Origin of the sequence: Streptomyces sp. Je 1-4 4N24 (assembly GCF_026239515.1) — a bacterium.
Classification (GTDB): Bacteria; Actinomycetota; Actinomycetes; order Streptomycetales; family Streptomycetaceae; genus Streptomyces; species Streptomyces nigrescens.
Genome location: NZ_CP110836.1, coordinates 5,855,453 through 5,872,155, shown reverse-complemented (window position 1 = coordinate 5,872,155; position 16,703 = coordinate 5,855,453). Strand labels below are relative to the sequence as shown.

Below are 16,703 nucleotides of genomic sequence, written 5' to 3'. Positions count from 1 at the left end.
CAGTGCGGTCTAGACCAAATGGCAGACTAATCAGCGCACACTGAGCATGTCCATACCAAGGTACGGACCAATGTCGGACCACTGTCGGACCGAGGGCTGCCCACCGGGGGCCGCACCGAGGGCGACCGGACGCACGCCACGGGGGGCGCGAGCGGGGGGGCCGCCGCGGGTCAGGCCGCCTTCATGAGCGGAGCCGCCGTGGGGCGGGCGGCGGCCTGGACCAGTGCCGTATAGGTGCGGCGGAGGGCGATCAGGGACTCCTGGGCCTCCCGATAGACGGCGGCATCGGGGCCACCGCGGTGGGCGAGGGTGCGCACGGGAGCACAGTGGCGGTCCATCGCGCTGAGCCAGGCACGGTGCTGCGCCGGCAGATGGCGCCGCAGCAGCTGGCGCCGGCCCTCCCGCATACGCCGGGCGCCGATGCCCAGTACCGCGTCGGCGGCCTGGAGCACCGGCGGCTCCAGGGCGCCCTGTCCGGCGAGCGCGGCGAGCACCGCGCGCTGCTGCGGAGTGGCCGGTGCGGCCGACAGGTCCGCCGCCTCGGCGAGGAGCTGGGCGCGCAGCGCGTGCTGGACCCGGACCAGACGGCGCAGCGCCGTCGGGGTGGAGGAGTCGTCGGGTGACCGTCCCGCAAGGGTTTCGGCGAGCCGGAAGAGCCAGATCCCGTGCGCCTCCAGGCGGGTCGCGGCCAGCATCAACCGGTCGAGCCGGCTGAGCGGTTGGCCTTCCGGGGCCCAGCGGACTATCGGCACCAGCGCTTCCGTGCGGGCCAGCTGGTCGATGGGGATATGGCGGCGCGGTTTGCGTTCCGGGGCCCAGTTGTGGAGCGCGAGGGTGGGCAGCGCGACGAACTGGTCGTGGTCGATACGGTGCGCGATCGCTGCCCAGAGGTCGAGGAACGCCTCGTCGGCGACCTCGCGCGCGGCCGGCGCCTGGGGATCGAGCCCGCACCAGCCGCAGGAGACCGCGATGACCGCGATCCGCATGGCGGCGGCCTCCGCGTTGCGCAGCGAGAGCCGGGAGACGCGTTGCCGCAGGGCGGCCAACTCATTGGCGTGGTGCGCCCGTTCCACGAGCGCGACGGCGGCCTCCCGGTCGGGCACGATCGCGGCCGCGCGCGCCATGGCGTCCAGCCGGGTCCAGGTACCGATCAGGGACCGGACGGGTGGCCGCTCGGGCAGAAAGCCGTGCGCACAGGGGTCGTGCGGGGCGGCCGTGGCGGCGTCGGCGGAACCGTCCGGCTCCCCGTCGGCACGCCCCGGCCGAGCGCCCGCCGACTGCCCCTTACCGTCCGGGCCGGCCGGCCCCGCGTCCCCTTCCGCGCGGCCTGAGCCCGTGGTGCGGCGTGGGGCGGGGAGGGGGGAGGCGGGGGTGGCTTGGGTGGCGGAGGGTATGCCGGGGCTGGAGGGGGTGCCGTCGGTGGAGCGTATGCCGTCGCCGGACGGTATGGCGGAGGCGGGATTCGCGGCGGCGGGCAGCACTCCGGAGCTCGGGACGGGCGTGCGGGGCCCGGTCGTCGTCACCGGTCCGGTCGTCGTCGGCCCGGCCGCGTTCACCGGCTCGGCCGTCGTCGTCTTCATGATCGCCGTGTCCCCCATCAGCACTTCCCAGCGAACAGCCGGGCCAGGTGTGTGTCCATGTCGAGGTAGCCGCCCTCGTCGCCGGGCGGCACGATCGCCGCGGTCTGCTCCAGCCAGGCGGTCAGCTCCGTCGCGCGTACCGACAGCTCGCAGACGCTGTCGTCGGTGGACAGCTCGATATGGACGCGGCGCGGTTCGCCCGGCCGGCGGAAGGGCCACACCCGGACGTCCCCCTCCCCCGCTACGTCATGGAGCCCGGCCAGCAGGAGGTCGCGGGCGAACAGCCAGGTGGCGACCGTCTGGCCGCGGCTGATGAAGGCGACCTCGACCTCGTACGGACGGTCGCTGCGGTAGCTGAACCGGCCGGCCACCGGAACTGCTTCGTCCGGCCCGAGGAGGAGCCGCATCTCAAGGGTGCGCTTGGCTGTCGACACCACGACGATCAACCTTTCCGACGGAGGGGCGAGTCCCGGGGACCCGGTCCGGGGCGCGCGTCCTGGCAGACGTTGCTGTGGAGGGTGGGGTTGCAACAGGCGCAAGAGGAGTGACGGACGCCATGGCCGGCGCCCTCTGGACAATGTTCAGTTCTTGCGCCTCGGCGCTCGCCTCAGCCTCTCAACCGGCAGGAGATATCGCATGTTGACGGGGCAACTGGTGACTGTTGGTATGTAGAGGGCAAAAGTGTCCTTCTCGTAACATTTCGGTCAGGGGGGCGATCGGAACCCCTGAAGCTAAGCGGCTTTTGTCCTGTGTGTACGGAGATCTGCCCTGCGGTGGGAGTACGGGCGAGGGGCCGCCGGACGTGGCAGGGATCACATGGGCCGGGGGCGTGAGCCGCGCGGCCGAGGGTACGGAGCACCCTCCGAGTTCGTGTAAAGTTCTTCAGGTCAGCGCGCGCCGCTAGCTCAGTTGGTTAGAGCAGCTGACTCTTAATCAGCGGGTCCGGGGTTCGAGTCCCTGGCGGCGCACGTCACACTGAGGCCCCTCGCCATGCGAGGGGCCTCAGTCGTGTGCCGGGCAGGGCGCGAGATCTCCCGCCGCCGTCGGGGCCATCAGGGCACACGGGCGGCGGTCACCCGGGAGGAGTAGCGGCTCCCCTGGTCGCAGCCGACCGGACTCAGGCTCGACGCCGACCGCCGGCGGACGGGGGAACGTGCGTGCGAGGGTGCAGGAGCGTCGACCCTCATCGCCGGGAACGCTGCCACCCGGAGGCGGGAACGGTGTCACCGGCCGGCGGCAGTATCGAGAGGGTGGCGGAGGTTGACCGCCTACCGGGTCCGACGTTCAGCCAATTCGCCGTACTGGCCGGTCACTTACGCAGATTCGGCGGAGCGGGTCGAATCCGTTGCGGATCTGCCCATCCCCTGTTTTGCGGGTGAATTCCTTCAGATACCGTTCCAAACCGTACGCATGACCGCAAAGGCTCCGTCCGGCCCGTCCGGTCGAGGCGGCTTCGATGAGTAAATCTTCGCGCCGCGCGCGCCCGATTCCGCCGACTCCCGCTATTTCATTGCCAGTTGCTGACGGACTTTGCGAACCGGGGGCGTTTACTTTACCGGACGGGTAACTCCGCGCTCACGGAGCGTGTTATTCCAGCTATCGCGCCCGGAACCGCCAACAAGGCAGAAATGAGGCGCCGTTCCAGGTCAAAGCGATGCGCGGGGCACCATATGCCGCCCCATATTGCCTATCCTTGTCCCCATACTTTGTGATCAGCCTTGCAATCAGGGGGACCGTTCGGCACTCTGACCTGGGAACTCGGTCGGAATGCGGCGGGGTTCGCAGGACTGAGAACAAAGGGATACGCCGGTTGGCGTGATGTGAACGCGGGGAACCCGCTCCTTGGCAGGATTACGGGGCGTTCCTCATGCAACCGGAACACGGCCGTCAGCATCTGACGGTGCGGGCGGCCGACACCAGTGAGCCCGAGTCGGTCGAGGGGGACCGAGAAATTCGGGCTACCAGCACACGGCACGCAGCCAGTTGCGTGCGGGGGGATGGACCCATGACGTCGCCACCTGACGGTGCCCGACCGCAGCACTCGTACGATTCGTCCGCCACCGCGCGCCTGCGTCTGCCACGCCAGCAACGGCAGCGGCGCGCCCAGCGCAAACCGCTGCCGCGCTACGACTACGAGCACTACAGCAGACTGGCCGGGCCGCTCACCCAGCCGGACCCGGACAAGCCGTACAAGGTCCGCTATCGCTCGCTGCTCGCCGACGAGCCGCACCGTATCCGGGCCGCCCTGCTGCTCGGTGCCGCGCCGCTGCTCTCGTTCGGGCTGCTGATCTGGCTGATGCAGCCCGGCCACTGGACCGAACGTGACTACCCCGCCTACGACTTCCTGCCGGTGCTGGACACCGTCATGCTGGTCACGATCGGGCTGATCGAGTTCTTCCGGTGCATGAATGTGCTGTCCAACGCGCATGCCACCCTCGTCGCCCGCGACCCCATACCGGTCATACCCGAGAGCGGCACCCGCGTCGCGTTCCTCACCTCCTTCGTGCCGGGCAAGGAACCCCTCGCCATGGTGACGAAGACGCTGGAGGCGGCGGTGAAGATACGCCACCGCGGGCTGCTGCACGTATGGCTGCTGGACGAGGGCGACGACCCCGAGGTCAAGGAGGTCTGCCGGCGTCTGGGCGTGCACCACTTCACCCGTAAGGGCATCCCGGAGTGGAACCGGGCCAAGGGGCCGCACCGCGCCAAGACCAAGCACGGCAACTACAACGCCTGGCTGGCGGCGCACGGCGACGACTACGACTACTTCGCCTCGGTCGACACCGACCATGTCCCGCTGCCCAACTATCTGGAGCGGATGCTCGGCTTCTTCCGCGACCCGGACGTGGGCTTCGTCATCGGCCCCCAGGTGTACGGCAATTACGACACCTTCGTCACCAAGGCCGCCGAGTCCCAGCAGTTCCTCTTTCATGCGCTGATCCAGCGGGCCGGTAACCGCTACGGCGCGCCGATGTTCGTCGGCACCTCCAACGCCGTACGCATCAGCGCGCTCAAGCAGATCGGCGGGCTGTACGACTCGATCACCGAGGACATGGCGACCGGGTTCGAGATACACCGGCACCGCAATCCGCAGACCGGGAAGAAGTGGCGCTCGGTCTACACCCCGGATGTGCTCGCGGTCGGTGAGGGGCCCACGGCCTGGACGGACTTCTTCACCCAGCAGCTGCGCTGGTCACGCGGGACGTACGAGACGATCCTCAAGCAGTTCTGGAAGGCGCCGTTCACCCTGCCCTTCGGCCGCCTCGTCAACTACACCATGATGGTGATCTTCTACCCGATGTCGGCGCTGAACTGGATCCTGGCGGCGCTGAGTTGTGCGCTGTTCCTGGGTCTCGGCGCCTCGGGTGTGGAGATCGATCCGGCGGTGTGGATGATGCTGTACGGCAACGCCTCGGCGCTGCAGATCGGCCTGTACATCTGGAACCGGCGGCACAATGTCTCCCCGCACGAGCCGGAGGGCTCCGGCGGTGTCGCCGGCATGGTGATGTCCGCGCTGTCCGCGCCGATCTACGCCCGGTCGCTGTTCGACGCGGCGCTGCGCCGCAAGAGCAAGTTCGTGGTCACGCCGAAGGGCGACTCGTCCAGCCCGGACACGCTCTTCGGGACCTTCCGGGTGCATCTGTTCTTCCTGCTCGTCTTCGGGGGCTCGCTGATCGCCTCGTTCGTGCTGGGGCACAGCCATCCGGCGATGGTCATCTGGGCCGTCCTCGCGATGGTGATCACCGCCGCACCGATCGTCGCCTGGCGGATGACCGTACGCGAGGAGCAGCAGAAGCGGAGTGCGGCCGCCGCCACCTCCGGTGCCACGGACGGTGCTGCGGCCGGCGGCGGGAGTCCGCCGCAACCGGCGGACCCGGCCGACGGCGGGGACCCGCCCGCGTCGGCCGCTGACGACGCCGCCGCTCCTGCCGCTGACGGCGCCGCCGCTCCGGCCGGCGACCCGGCCGCCACCACCGAACAGACCATGCAGATCGCCCTTGGGGGACGTCACACATGAAGTACCGTCCGAGCCGTCGCACCCGCAGAGTGGCGATAGCAACGGCGGTGGTGCTCGCGCTGGCCGGGATGAACGGGCCGGCCCTCTACGGCTTCGCCTCCGAGCAGTACCACCAGTACAAGATCAACAGGCCCGAGTACAAGGCGGAGAACGGCCACTGGGATGTCGTCAACGTCCCGGAGAAGTACCGCATCAACACCATCCACGCGGCCCTGCTGCACACCGGGAAGGTGCTGCTGGTCGCGGGCTCCGGGAACAACGCGGCGAACTTCAAGGCCAAGTCGTTCCGTACGGTCCTGTGGGATCCGGAGAAGAACACCTTCAAGAACATCCCCACCCCCAAGGACCTCTTCTGCTCCGGGCACACCCAGCTCCCGGACGGCAAGCTCCTGGTGGCCGGCGGCACCCAGCGCTACGAGAAGCTGAACGGCGATGTGAAGAAGGCCGGCGGCCTCATGATCCTCTACAACGAGAATCCGGACGGCCCGAAGACCTTCCCGGCCGGCACGCTCTTCACCGGCAAGAAGAACGGCAAGACCTTCACCTCCAAGGACCCGGTCGTGGTGCCCCGGGCGAAGAAGAAGACCGACCCGGCGACCGGCAAGGTCACCGTCGTGCACAGCGAGGCCCGGGTCTATGTCGAGGCCCTCAAGGACGGCCCGTCGCACTCCACGGGCACCCAGGACAACTACCGCATCCACGGTCTGACCGGTGCGGATGCCCGTAACCTCTACGGCATCGCGCAGAAGCTGTCCTTCGACAAGAAGGACTTCCAGGGGATCAAGGACAGCTTCGAGTTCGACCCGGTGGCCGAGCGCTACATACCCGTCGACCCGATGAACGAGGCCCGCTGGTACCCGACGCTCACCACCCTGCAGGACGGCAAGGTCCTCTCCGTCTCCGGGCTGGACGAGATCGGGCAGGTGGTCCCCGGCAAGCAGGAGATCTACGACCCGAAGACGAAGAAGTGGCGCTACCTGCCCAAGCGGCGCTTCTTCCCGACCTACCCGGCGCTCTTCCTCACCGACCAGAACCGGATCTTCTACACCGGCTCCAACGCCGGCTACGGCCCGGACAACATCGGCCGCAAGCCCGGCATCTGGGACCTGAAGACGAACAAGTTCCAGTACGTGCCCGGGATGAGCGACCCGAACATCCTGGAGACGTCGATGTCGGTGCTGCTGCCGCCGGCCCAGGAACAGCGGTACATGGTGCTGGGCGGGGGCGGGGTCGGCGAGGACCCGAAGGCCACGGACAAGACCCGGATCGTGGATCTGCACGCGCCGTCGCCGCGCTTCAAGGACGGCCCGCCGCTGTATGCGAAGGCCCGCTACCCCAGCAGCGTGATCATGCCGGACGACACCGTGCTGACCACGAACGGCTCAGGTGACTACCGCGGGCGCAGCGACTCCAACGTCCTCAAGGCGGAGCTGTACGACCCGGCGGCCAACACCGCCCGGCAGGTGGCCGATCCGCTGGTGGGCCGCAACTACCACTCCGGTGCGCTGCTGCTGCCCGACGGCCGGGTGATGACCTTCGGCTCCGATTCCCTCTTCGCCGACAAGGACAACACCAAGCCGGGCGTCTTCCAGCAGCAGATCGACCTCTACACCCCGCCGTACCTCTACCGGAAGTCGCGCCCGGAGCTGACGGGCGGAGGGACGAAGACGCTCTCGCTCGGCGACCGCGCGACCTACGGCTCCCCGCACGCCACCGGCATCAAGAAGATGCGGCTGATGCGCCCCGGCTCGTTCACCCATGTCACCAATATCGAACAGCGCTCCATTGCGCTGGACTTCACGGTGGCGAAGGACGGGAAGGGTGTGACGGTCACCCTGCCCAAGGACCCCTCGCTGGTGCCGCCCGGGTGGTACATGCTCCACGCGGTGGACGGCGAAGGGACGCCGTCGAAGGCGGTGTGGGTGAAGATCGGTCCGGAGGGGACGTAGGTCCCGGGGGGAGGTACGTCCCGAGAGGTCGTACCTCCCGAGGGGAAGGTCCCGAGGGGACGTAGGTCCGCCCGCGTTGTGGCCCGGTGGAATGTCTTCCGCCGGGCCCTCGTCGTGGGGGGGCAGGCTTGCTGTGCCGTTGCGGCGGGGTGTGCCCTCTCCGTGGCTGCCTGCCGGAGGTGAGTTTGTCCTCGCGGCGGGGTGGGGCTTGTCGTGGGGGCGGGATGTGGCGTCGTGCCGTGACGGCGGCCGGGCATTGGTCGCCGGCACGGCAGGACGCGGGGCCTACTTCGCGCTATCGGCCAGGCCGAGGGCGTACTTGGGCCACCAGGTGCCCGCCTTGGGGCCGCCCTTGCAGGTGCCGTCCGACTCGCCGGGGCGCTTGATCCACAGGTAGGCGGCTATCTGCGGGTCATCGGTCTTGGTGGTGGGCGGGGTGCCCAGGGCGCGGCCGGGTGGGTTGCACCAGTTCTCCGGGTCGTCGCCGCCGGGGGCCGGGCCGTTGCCGTTGCGGCTGGTGTCGATGACGAAGGGCTTGCCGCCGACCATGGCGGACAGCTTCTTGCCGTACTTCGTGTTCTCCGCGGTGGTCTGGTAGTTGGAGATGTTCAGCGCGAAGCCGTCGGCGCGGTCGATACCGGCCCGCTTGAGCGGTTCGACCATCCGGCCCGCGTCCTTGATCCAGTGGGGGTTGCCGGCGTCCAGATAGACCTTGGTGTGCGGCAGCGCCTTGAGCTTGCCGACCGCCTCCGTCAGCAGGGCGTAGCGCTCCTCGTGGAACTGCTGCGGGGTGCACTTGTCCTCGATGTGCGGCAGTGCGTCGGGCTCCAGGATCACGGTGGTGGCGCGGTCGCCGATGCCCTTGAGCACCCCGTCCAGCCAGGAGCGGTACGCGTTGCCGTCGGCGGCGCCGCCCTTGGAGTAGCTGCCGCAGTCGCGGTGCGGGATGTTGTAGAGCACCAGCAGTGCCTCACGGTCGGCCTTGGCGGCCGCCTCGGTGAAGCCACGGGCCTCGCCTTGCGGGTCGTCGATGCCTATCCATTCGGCGACCGGCTGCGTCGCGATCTTGTTGACCAGACGGGCGTCGCCGGATTTGCCGTCCTTGCCGTATGCGGACACCTGACGGGCCGCCTTGCTGTCCGGGTTGACCCAGAACGGGGTGACGGCCTTGGGGCGTTGGCCCGGTTTGCCCGGCACGCTGCCGTCGCTGTCGCTGCCGGACGAGGAGCAGCCGGCGACCAGCAGCAGGGCCAGCGCGCCCACCGCCGCCCTCGCCGATGCCACACCGGCATGCGCGGAGCGCCGCCGGCCGTCGCGGGACCCGCCCGTCGGACCGACCCCGGCCATCCGTCGCAGATTGCCGTACATCCACTCCCCCCTCGGAGCATGAACACGGAACATGGTCGGCAGGGGACCACCGGCCGCATCCATCGTGGCACACGCCCGACTTGCCCGGGTCGGCCTGTGGACAGGCTGGCTACCGATCGTCCACAGGCCGCTGTTCGCGCCGGCCCGGGTGACGGTTGTGACGGCTGTGATGGTTGTGGCGGTTATGGCGGTCGGTGGCTGTGCCTGTGGCTGTGGCGGCTCAGCGGGCCCCGGTGTGCGGGGGGTGCTGGTAGGACGTCAGGTATGCCGAGACCACGGTGACGTTCGTGGCGCTGCCGCCATGCCGTCCGGGGTCACGGCCGAGGCTGCCGTCGCCGGTGATCAGGCGGAGTTCGGAGCGTCTCCGGTCGTGAGCGGCGTAAGCCTTGCGCGGGTCGAAGCGGTGGCGGTCGTAGAGCTGGATGTCTTCGACGGTGAAGCGTGCGGTGCTGCCGTCGGCGCGCTGGATGTCCACCCTGTCCCCCGGCTTGAGGCGGGGCAGACGGTGGAACACGGTCCGCTGGGCGCCGGGATCGCGGTCGGCGCCGCCACGGGCCACGAGCAGCGCCGCGCCCGCCTCGCCCGGTTGCGGCCCTTCGGCGTACCAGCCGACGGGCTCCGGGGAGGTGTACGGGGGCGGGGTGAGCATGCCGTCCCCGTCGAGGCCTCGTCCGGCGATACCGGCATCCCGTACACCGAGCGCATCGATGGTGAGCCGGACGGGCCGTGCGGTGGTGGCGGCCGTTACCGGGGCGTGCGCATGCGGCGGTGCCTGTCGGCCCAACGGGCGCCCGGCGGCGGCGACATCACCGGTCGTGGCGAGCCGCGCGGCCACCCCGTCCACCAGGTCGCGGCCCCACAGCCACAGCCCCAACAGCAACACCGCCCAGGCCACACCGGCGAGGAGCTGCCCGGGGCGGTGGGCGGGGCCGGGGCGAGAGGCAGCGGGGCGGGGGCGAGAGCCAGGCGTGCGGTGGGGGCCGGTGTCGCGGACGGGGCCGGTACCCGTATGGGGAGTGGGGCGGGGGCCGGTACCCGTAGCGGGAGCGGAGGCCGGGCTGGTACCCGTATCGGGAGCGGGGGCGGCATGGCTGCCCAGTAGGGCAAAGGTGTTGAGCGTCTTATGGGTGCCATGGGCGCCGGGCGGGCGGGATGCGCCCGGGCCTCTGGATACCCCGGGTACGGCGCTCGTGCCGGGTACGTCGCCGCCCCGGCCGGATACGCCGGGTCTGGCGGTCACCCCGACCGCGCCTGCCCGCCCGTCTTCGTCAGCGCTCATCGGCGTCGCCCCGGCGCTCGCGGCGCAGTCTCAGCCGGAGCCGGAGCAGCTGCCCCGCGATGACCAGGATGGCGCCGCCGGCCAGCACCAGCCCCACGGCCGAGGTGCTGCTCAGCTCGTCGCTCGAGGCGGCTTTGGCTGCCTTGGTGGCTTTGGCGGGCTGGGTGGCTTTGGCGGGCTGGGGCAGGGACCGGTCAGGGTGTACGGCCGCCGCGTCGGCCGGTATCGCCCGCGAAGGGTGGACGGCTGACGCATCGGCCCGCACCGTTCGCGCAGCATCAACGGCCACCGCTCCGGCCTGCACCGTTCGCGCAGCGAGCGAGGTCCGGCCGATGCCGCTCGGGCAGACGGCGGTGCGCGGATGTGAGAGGGCTACCGAGCCGGAACGGATGCGGCCGACGCCTGTGATCAGGCCCGCGGCGGCCCGGGTGAGCGGCGGTGCGCCGTGGAAGGCCGCAGAGTGGACGGTGGCCCACCCGGCGGCGCAGCCGGTGCCCCGCAAGGTGACCGTGCCGCGTGGGGTGGCCGGGGCGGGGTGGGCCAGGACCGTTGCGGTTCCGGTTGCGGTTCCGGTGGCGCGTTCGTCCCCGCCGTACGCGGGCGCCGTCGTCACCGCGCACGCCGCGACCGCGGCACAGAGAGCAAGTTGCCGTGAGCGCATGGTGAACCTCCGATAACTCCGAAGGTCCGCCCACGCGAGCCCGGCCGCATCCGGTGCGGTCCGAGGCTGCGCCGTTCGGGTGGGGCCCACGGGCCACCAGCGGTCCACGGCCGGAGGAGGCCGCGGACCGGACAGCGAACCGGCCCGCCGACGGGCCGGCGGGCCGGAGCAGCCCGCCGACGGTCAGACCGGCTCCCCCACGAGCGACGCCGAGACGATGGGCCCGGTGCTCACACCGGCCCGGCCCCCTCACACCAGGTCAATGAGATCCGCGATCGAGTCCACCACGCGGGAGGGCCGGAACGGGTGCCGTTCGATCTCCTCGGGGCGGGTGAGACCCGTCAGTACGAGGAAGGTCTCCATGCCCGCCTCCAGGCCGGCCAGCACGTCGGTGTCCATCCGGTCACCGATCATCGCGGAGGTCTCGGAATGGGCGCCGATGACGTTCAGTCCGTGCCGCATCATCAGCGGGTTGGGCTTGCCGACGAAGTACGGGTCGATGCCTGTCGCCTTGGTGATCAGTGCGGCCACCGACCCGGTCGCGGGCAGCGCGCCCTGGGGAGAGGGGCCGGTCTCGTCGGGGTTGGTGGCGATGAACCGCGCCCCGTCGTTGATCAGCCGGATCGCCTTCGTCAGGGCCTCGAAGCTGTAGGTGCGGGTCTCCCCCAGGACCACGTAATCCGGGGAGTGGTCGGTCAGGACGTAGCCGATGTCGTGCAGCGCGGTGGTCAGGCCCGCCTCGCCGATGACGTAGGCGGTGCCGCAGGGGCGCTGGTCGTCCAGGAACTGGGCGGTGGCCAGCGCGGAGGTCCAGATCGACTCCCACGGCACGTCCAGGCCGATGCGGTTCAGCCGGGCGTGCAGGTCACGCGGGGTGTAGATGGAGTTGTTGGTCAGGACGAGAAAGGGCTTGCCCGAATCGCGCAGCCGCTTGATGAAGGCCTCCGCGCCGGGAACCGGAATGCCCTCGTGCATCAGGACGCCGTCCATGTCGGTGAGCCATGACTCGATCGGCTTGCGCTCTGCCACTGCCGGACTCCTGCCGTGCGTGAGGACCAGGGGCGCCGACCGCCTCCCGCACGCGCCGTGGACCACGCGTAAGGACCCGCGCGTCGTACGTACGGCCGACGCCCCCACCCTAAGTCAGCCACCGTGCCGCTGACCCTGGCGATCACCCGGGTCTTCTTCCAGGCGCGATACGGGACCGTTTCCGTCTCCTATGAGATAGCAGGACTTGCCCCCGGGACCGGACCACGGAAGCAATCGGGCCTGTTGCCGGTGAGAGAGATACATGGTGGACCACCGCCTCACGTCGGGCTGTGGGCTGTTCACGCAACCAATAGATATCGCTATTCGCGAATAGCGGCGAGGATGCAGCTACTCTGAGGCTTGTCACTTGTTCTGTAAGGCAGCACAGTTGTCGGGTGGGAGGACTTTCGACCGTGCCGGAGGATGCCGTGAACAGCCCCGAGTGGATCACCACGTCCGTGCCGTACCTGGCCCCGCGTGAACCGGGGCAGCGCGACGCGTGGAGCGCCGAGACCGCGGCCAAGGGCCGCCGGGGCAGCCAGCGCATCGTGCAGGCGGGGGAAGTGGCCGCCCCCGGCGAGATCGCGGAGCTGCTGGGGGTGCGGCCGGGCGACCGTGTCGTCGTGCGGCGGCGCATCATGTCTCTCGACGGACGGCCCTGCGAGTTGACGGACACCTACTACCCGCTGTCCATCGCCCAGGGCACCCGTCTCGCCGGGACGGCGAAGATCGCCGGCGGGGCGGTCACGCTGCTCGCCGAGCTCGGATACGTCGGCGTGCGGGCCCGCGAGGACGTCACCGCGCGGTTGCCGAGCGATGAGGAAGCCACGGCCCTGGAGTCGGAACTGTCGCAGCCGGTACTGCAGTTGCTTCGGCTCACTCTCGATGCCCAGAACCGGCCCGTCCAGGCGGACAGAATGGTGATGCCCGCGCAGCTCCAGCGGTTGCGCTACGACGTGAGGATCGGATGACCGACGTGACCGGCGACAGCACCGACACCTTCGACAACCGCCCCCTGCACGAACGTATCGCCGCCGACCTGCGCGACGAGATCATGAACGGCGATCTCGCGCCGGGCGCCAAGCTGCCGTCCACGGTCCGGCTCAAGGAGCGGTTCGCGGCCTCGAACGCGACCGTGCAGAAGGCGCTGGGGCTCCTGAAGGAGGAACGTCTGGTCGTCGGACGCGCCGGATCGGCCGTGACGGTACGGGAACACCGGCAGCGGACCATGCGGCCGGCCTCGTACATGGCCCCGGCGGACAGCGGTGACCGGTACCGCTGGCTCACCGAGGCGGAGAAGCTCGGGGCGCAGGCGCGGAGCAGGCTGCTCCGGGTGGCGGAAGTCGCGCCGCCCGCCGATGTGTCCGCGGTACTCGGACTCCCGGAGGGCGGCACGGCCCTGCTCCGTCAGCAGTTGCTGCTGATCGACGATGAACCGGTCGAGCTGGTCAGCTCCTACTACCCGCTGGAGATCGCCCGTGGCACGGCCATCGCCAAGCGGCAGAAGATCAAGGGAGGGACGCCGGTGCTGCTGGCCGAGCTGGGGTACCCGCCCCGGCTCAGCGTGGACCGGGTCTCGGCGCGAGTGCCCACCCAGGAGCAGTTCACCGCGCTGCGGCTGCCGGGCGATCTGCCCGTGCTCCGGACCCTCCGTGTCGTCCGCAGCGACGGCGACCTCCCCATCGAGGTCACGGTGATGGTCAAGGCGGGCCATCTCTACGAGCTGCAGTACGAGTTCACGGCCGAGTGAGGTTCGGCATGGACTTCATGTTGGCGTAGTTCATCTGGACATCGCCGTTGGCCACCAGGAAGGCCACCCCCGCGTCGCCCCGCAACGCCCCCTCGCCACCCCCTCACCGCCCCTCAGGTCACCAGGGCCGGCTGCCGCGTCCCGAACAGCGGCGCGAGTACCAGCTCCGCCGCGCCGTCCGCGACCGCCCGTGCGCCGCCCCGGGCGAGCGCCACCGGGACCGCGGCCCTGCCGCGGGCGCGGGCCTGGGCGTCGAGGGCCGCGGCCACACCGGTCCGGAACCCGTCCGGGTTCTCCAGTACGGTGCGCCCGCCGAGCAGCACCCGGTCGATGTCCAGCAGTTCGACGAGGTTGGCGGCACCGGTCCCCAACACCTCTGCCGCGCCCGGGAGATCACCGCGGGCCACCGCCGCCAGGCACAGCGCCTCGATGCAGCCGCGCCGTCCGCAACTGCACCGCGGCCCGTCCCACTGCACGGTCTGGTGCCCGAACTCCCCGGCGCCGGTACGCGGGCCCCGGTAGAGACTGCCGCCCAGGACGAGCCCGGCACCCAGGCCGGTGCCCAGATGCAGATACCCGAACGAACCGGCGCCGGACGGCATCCCCTGGGCCAGGCCGAGCGCCGCCGCGTTGGTGTCCTTGTCGAGGACGACGGGCAGGCCCAGGCGTTCGGCGAGCGCGTCCCGCAGGGGGAAGCCGTCCCACTGGGGCGCGCCGGTGACCCGGTGCAGGACGCCGGCGGTGTGGTCCAGCGGCCCCGGGCAGGCCACCCCGGCACCCAGCACCGGCGGGCCGCCGGCCTCCGCGCGCAGCGCCGCGACCTCCCGTCCGGCGGTGTCGAGCACCTGCCCGGCGCCCGCCTCGAAGGCGAGCGGGGCGCGGCGTACGGCCACCGGGGCGCCGGTGAGATCGGCGAGTACGGCGGTCAGCTCATCGCGGTCCAGGTGCAGCCCGACCGCGTGCCGGGCGCCGGGAACCAGCCGCAGGACGGTGGCGGGCTTGCCGCCCGTGGAGGCCCGGCGGCCCGCCTCGGCGGCCAGGCCCTCGGCCCGCAGCCGCGCGGTGATCTTGCTGACGGCCTGCGGGGTCAGCCCGGTGTGCGCGGCGAGCTCCAGCCGGCTCACCCCCTGCTCACCGGCCGCACGAAGCAGCCCGAGCACCACCGCGGCATTGTGACCGCGCAGCGCGGGGAGGTTGACGCCCGGATTTCCCGTGGCGCCAGGATTCCCGGCGGCGGCCGAAGTGCCGCCGTCGGCGCCCGGAGCGCCGCCGGTACCCGCCGCCCCGGCCCGGCCCTGGGAGATGTCATCGCTGCTCACCCACCCATTGTCCGCATCGCTTGCACTTTGGCAACAGCGTTGCTTAAGTGGGAGCCATGAGCGAGATGAGCGAGATCAGCGACCCCACCGGCACCGCTGCCCCCCATGGCCCGCTCCGCGTCGGCCTCATCGGCTACGGACTGGCCGGTTCGGTCTTCCACGCCCCCCTGATCGCGGCCACCGAGGGCCTGCGGCTCGACATCGTCTCGACCTCCGATCGGGAGCGGCAGGCGCAGGCCCGCGCCGAGCATCCCCAGGTCCGTACGGTCGACACCCCCCAGGCCGTGCTCGACCACGCCGCGGACCTCGATCTGATCGTGCTGGCGTCGCCCAACAAGACCCATGTGCCGCTCGCCACCGCCGCGTTGGAGGCCGGTCTGCCGGTGGTCGTCGACAAGCCGCTGGCCGCGACCGCCGCCGAGGCCGAGAAGCTCGCCGCGCTCGCCGACGACCGCGGCCTGCTGCTCTCCGTCTTCCAGAACCGCCGCTGGGACAACGACTTCCGCACCGTCCGCAAGCTGATCGAGGAGGGCACGCTCGGCGACATCCAGCGCTTCGAGTCCCGCTTCGAGCGCTGGCGCCCGCAGCCCAAGGGCGGCTGGCGCGAGTCCGGCGACCCGGCGGAGATCGGCGGGCTGCTCTACGACCTCGGCAGCCACCTCGTCGACCAGGCGCTGACCCTGTTCGGGCCGGTCGTCTCGGTCTACGCCGAGTCCGACATCCGGCGTCCGGGCGCGGAGGCCGACGACGACACCTTCCTCGCCCTCACCCACGCGGGCGGCGTCCGCTCCCATCTGTGGGTGAGCGCCACCACCGCCATGCTCGGCCCGCGCTTCCGGGTGCTGGGCAGCCGGGCGGGCTATGTGAAGCACGGTCTGGACCCGCAGGAGGCCGCACTGCGCGAGGGCCTGCGGCCCGGCACCGAGGGCGTCGAGTGGGGTGTGGAGCCGGAGTCCCGCTGGGGCCGGCTCGGCGCCGGGGCGTCCCCGCGGGCCGGTGGCGGTGAGCCCGTACCGACCCTGCCGGGCGACTACCCCGCGTATTACGCCGCGATCGCACGGGCCCTCCGCGAGGGCGTCCGTCCGCCGGTGACCGCCACCGAGGCCGCGGCCGCACTGCGCGTCCTGGAAGCCGCCAAGCTCTCCGCCGCCGAAGGCCGCACGGTCCGGATCGAGGCGCGCGCATGAGCCCGGCCGATCCGGACCGCGCCCCACGCACGAGCCCGGCCGGTCCGCGCCCGGCGGACGACGACGAGATCCGCGAACTGGCCGCGCAGGAGGAGCGGCTGGTCCTCGACACCTTCAGCAACGACGATGCCTGGCAGCTGGGCTCACTGCTGGTGGAGCTGGCGCAGGAACGCGGCGCCGCGGTGACGATCGGCATCCGGCGCGGCGCCCAACAGCTGTTCCACTGCGCACTCCCCGGCACCTCCGCCGACAACGACGCCTGGATCGCCCGCAAATCCGCCGTCGTCGAACGCTACGCCGAGTCCTCATACCTGGTCGGCGCCCGCTTCCGCGCCAAGGGCCGTACTTTCGAGGAGAGTTCACGGCTGGACCCGGACCGCTACGCCGCCCACGGCGGCGCCTTCCCGCTCCGGCTGCGCGGCACGGGCGTCGTCGGGGTGGTCGCGGTGTCGGGCCTGCCCCAGGCGGACGACCATGCGCTGGTGGTCGAGGCACTGGAGCGGTATCTGGCGGCGGGGTGACGGGGAAGCGGGGGCGCGGAACGCCCGCTTGTGGGTACGTTC

The 16,703-nt window shown here is 71.0% G+C and carries 13 protein-coding genes and 1 tRNA gene; 7 read left to right on the top strand and 7 right to left on the bottom strand.

What is annotated here, in order from left to right:
- Positions 1–170: 170 nt before the first annotated feature.
- Both SLV14N_RS25715 and SLV14N_RS25710 read right to left on the bottom strand, forming a co-directional pair.
- Positions 171–1,580, bottom strand: a complete 1,410-nt coding sequence (locus SLV14N_RS25715) for a hypothetical protein (RefSeq protein ID WP_263271243.1) — start codon at positions 1,578–1,580, stop codon at positions 171–173.
- A 17-nt stretch (positions 1,581–1,597) separates the two neighbouring features.
- The gene (locus SLV14N_RS25710; RefSeq protein ID WP_259670510.1) at positions 1,598–2,017 is read right to left on the bottom strand and encodes an SsgA family sporulation/cell division regulator; all 420 of its coding nucleotides are present in this window, start codon (positions 2,015–2,017) and stop codon (positions 1,598–1,600) included.
- Between the two features lie 457 nt (positions 2,018–2,474).
- On the opposite strand from SLV14N_RS25710, the gene SLV14N_RS25705 reads away from it, so the two are divergent.
- The 3 genes from SLV14N_RS25705 to SLV14N_RS25695 all read left to right on the top strand — a co-directional run bounded on the left by SLV14N_RS25705 (position 2,475) and on the right by SLV14N_RS25695 (position 7,547).
- Positions 2,475–2,548, top strand: a tRNA-Lys gene (locus SLV14N_RS25705).
- A 1,037-nt stretch (positions 2,549–3,585) separates the two neighbouring features.
- Positions 3,586–5,598 (top strand): cellulose synthase catalytic subunit, encoded by a 2,013-nt coding sequence (locus SLV14N_RS25700; protein WP_263271241.1) that lies wholly within the window; start codon positions 3,586–3,588, stop codon positions 5,596–5,598.
- Positions 5,595–7,547, top strand: a complete 1,953-nt coding sequence (locus SLV14N_RS25695) for a kelch motif-containing protein (protein WP_263271239.1) — start codon at positions 5,595–5,597, stop codon at positions 7,545–7,547. Before SLV14N_RS25700 ends, SLV14N_RS25695 begins: the two co-directional genes overlap by 4 nt.
- A 285-nt stretch (positions 7,548–7,832) precedes the next feature.
- Here the strand turns inward: SLV14N_RS25695 and SLV14N_RS25690 are convergent, their stop codons facing one another.
- From SLV14N_RS25690 to SLV14N_RS25675, 4 genes are all read right to left on the bottom strand, one after another.
- Positions 7,833–8,915 carry a glycoside hydrolase family 6 protein gene (locus SLV14N_RS25690; RefSeq protein WP_208688096.1) on the bottom strand — a complete coding sequence of 361 codons (1,083 nt, stop codon included), beginning with the start codon at positions 8,913–8,915 and terminating at the stop codon, positions 7,833–7,835.
- Between the two features lie 220 nt (positions 8,916–9,135).
- The gene (locus SLV14N_RS25685) at positions 9,136–9,810 is read right to left on the bottom strand and encodes a sortase (protein WP_263271237.1); all 675 of its coding nucleotides are present in this window, start codon (positions 9,808–9,810) and stop codon (positions 9,136–9,138) included.
- Positions 9,811–10,183: 373 nt separating this feature from the next.
- On the bottom strand, positions 10,184–10,855 hold the full coding sequence (locus SLV14N_RS25680) for a hypothetical protein (protein ID WP_263271235.1): 672 nt from the start codon (positions 10,853–10,855) through the stop codon (positions 10,184–10,186).
- Positions 10,856–11,104: 249 nt separating this feature from the next.
- The gene (locus SLV14N_RS25675; protein WP_208683970.1) at positions 11,105–11,884 is read right to left on the bottom strand and encodes an HAD-IIA family hydrolase; all 780 of its coding nucleotides are present in this window, start codon (positions 11,882–11,884) and stop codon (positions 11,105–11,107) included.
- 428 nt (positions 11,885–12,312) lie between these two features.
- Here SLV14N_RS25675 and SLV14N_RS25670 point away from each other — a divergent pair, with 428 nt between their 5' ends.
- Entirely contained in the window at positions 12,313–12,855 is a 543-nt protein-coding gene (locus SLV14N_RS25670) for a GntR family transcriptional regulator (protein ID WP_208683969.1), read from the top strand.
- Complete coding sequence (locus SLV14N_RS25665) at positions 12,852–13,634, top strand: GntR family transcriptional regulator (protein WP_208683967.1); 783 nt, start codon at positions 12,852–12,854, stop codon at positions 13,632–13,634. Before SLV14N_RS25670 ends, SLV14N_RS25665 begins: the two co-directional genes overlap by 4 nt.
- A 113-nt stretch (positions 13,635–13,747) precedes the next feature.
- On the opposite strand, the gene SLV14N_RS25660 is transcribed toward SLV14N_RS25665, so the two are convergent.
- Positions 13,748–14,818, bottom strand: a complete 1,071-nt coding sequence (locus SLV14N_RS25660) for an ROK family transcriptional regulator (protein WP_263273268.1) — start codon at positions 14,816–14,818, stop codon at positions 13,748–13,750.
- Positions 14,819–15,018: 200 nt separating this feature from the next.
- Here SLV14N_RS25660 and SLV14N_RS25655 point away from each other — a divergent pair, with 200 nt between their 5' ends.
- Together SLV14N_RS25655 and SLV14N_RS25650 are read left to right on the top strand one after the other, a co-directional pair.
- Positions 15,019–16,140, top strand: coding sequence for a Gfo/Idh/MocA family oxidoreductase (locus SLV14N_RS25655; protein ID WP_263273267.1), 1,122 nt, complete (start codon positions 15,019–15,021; stop codon positions 16,138–16,140).
- Positions 16,137–16,661 carry a heme-degrading domain-containing protein gene (locus tag SLV14N_RS25650; RefSeq protein WP_263271233.1) on the top strand — a complete coding sequence of 175 codons (525 nt, stop codon included), beginning with the start codon at positions 16,137–16,139 and terminating at the stop codon, positions 16,659–16,661. The genes SLV14N_RS25655 and SLV14N_RS25650 overlap by 4 nt, the downstream gene beginning before the upstream one ends.
- The last annotated feature ends 42 nt before the right edge of the window (positions 16,662–16,703 follow it).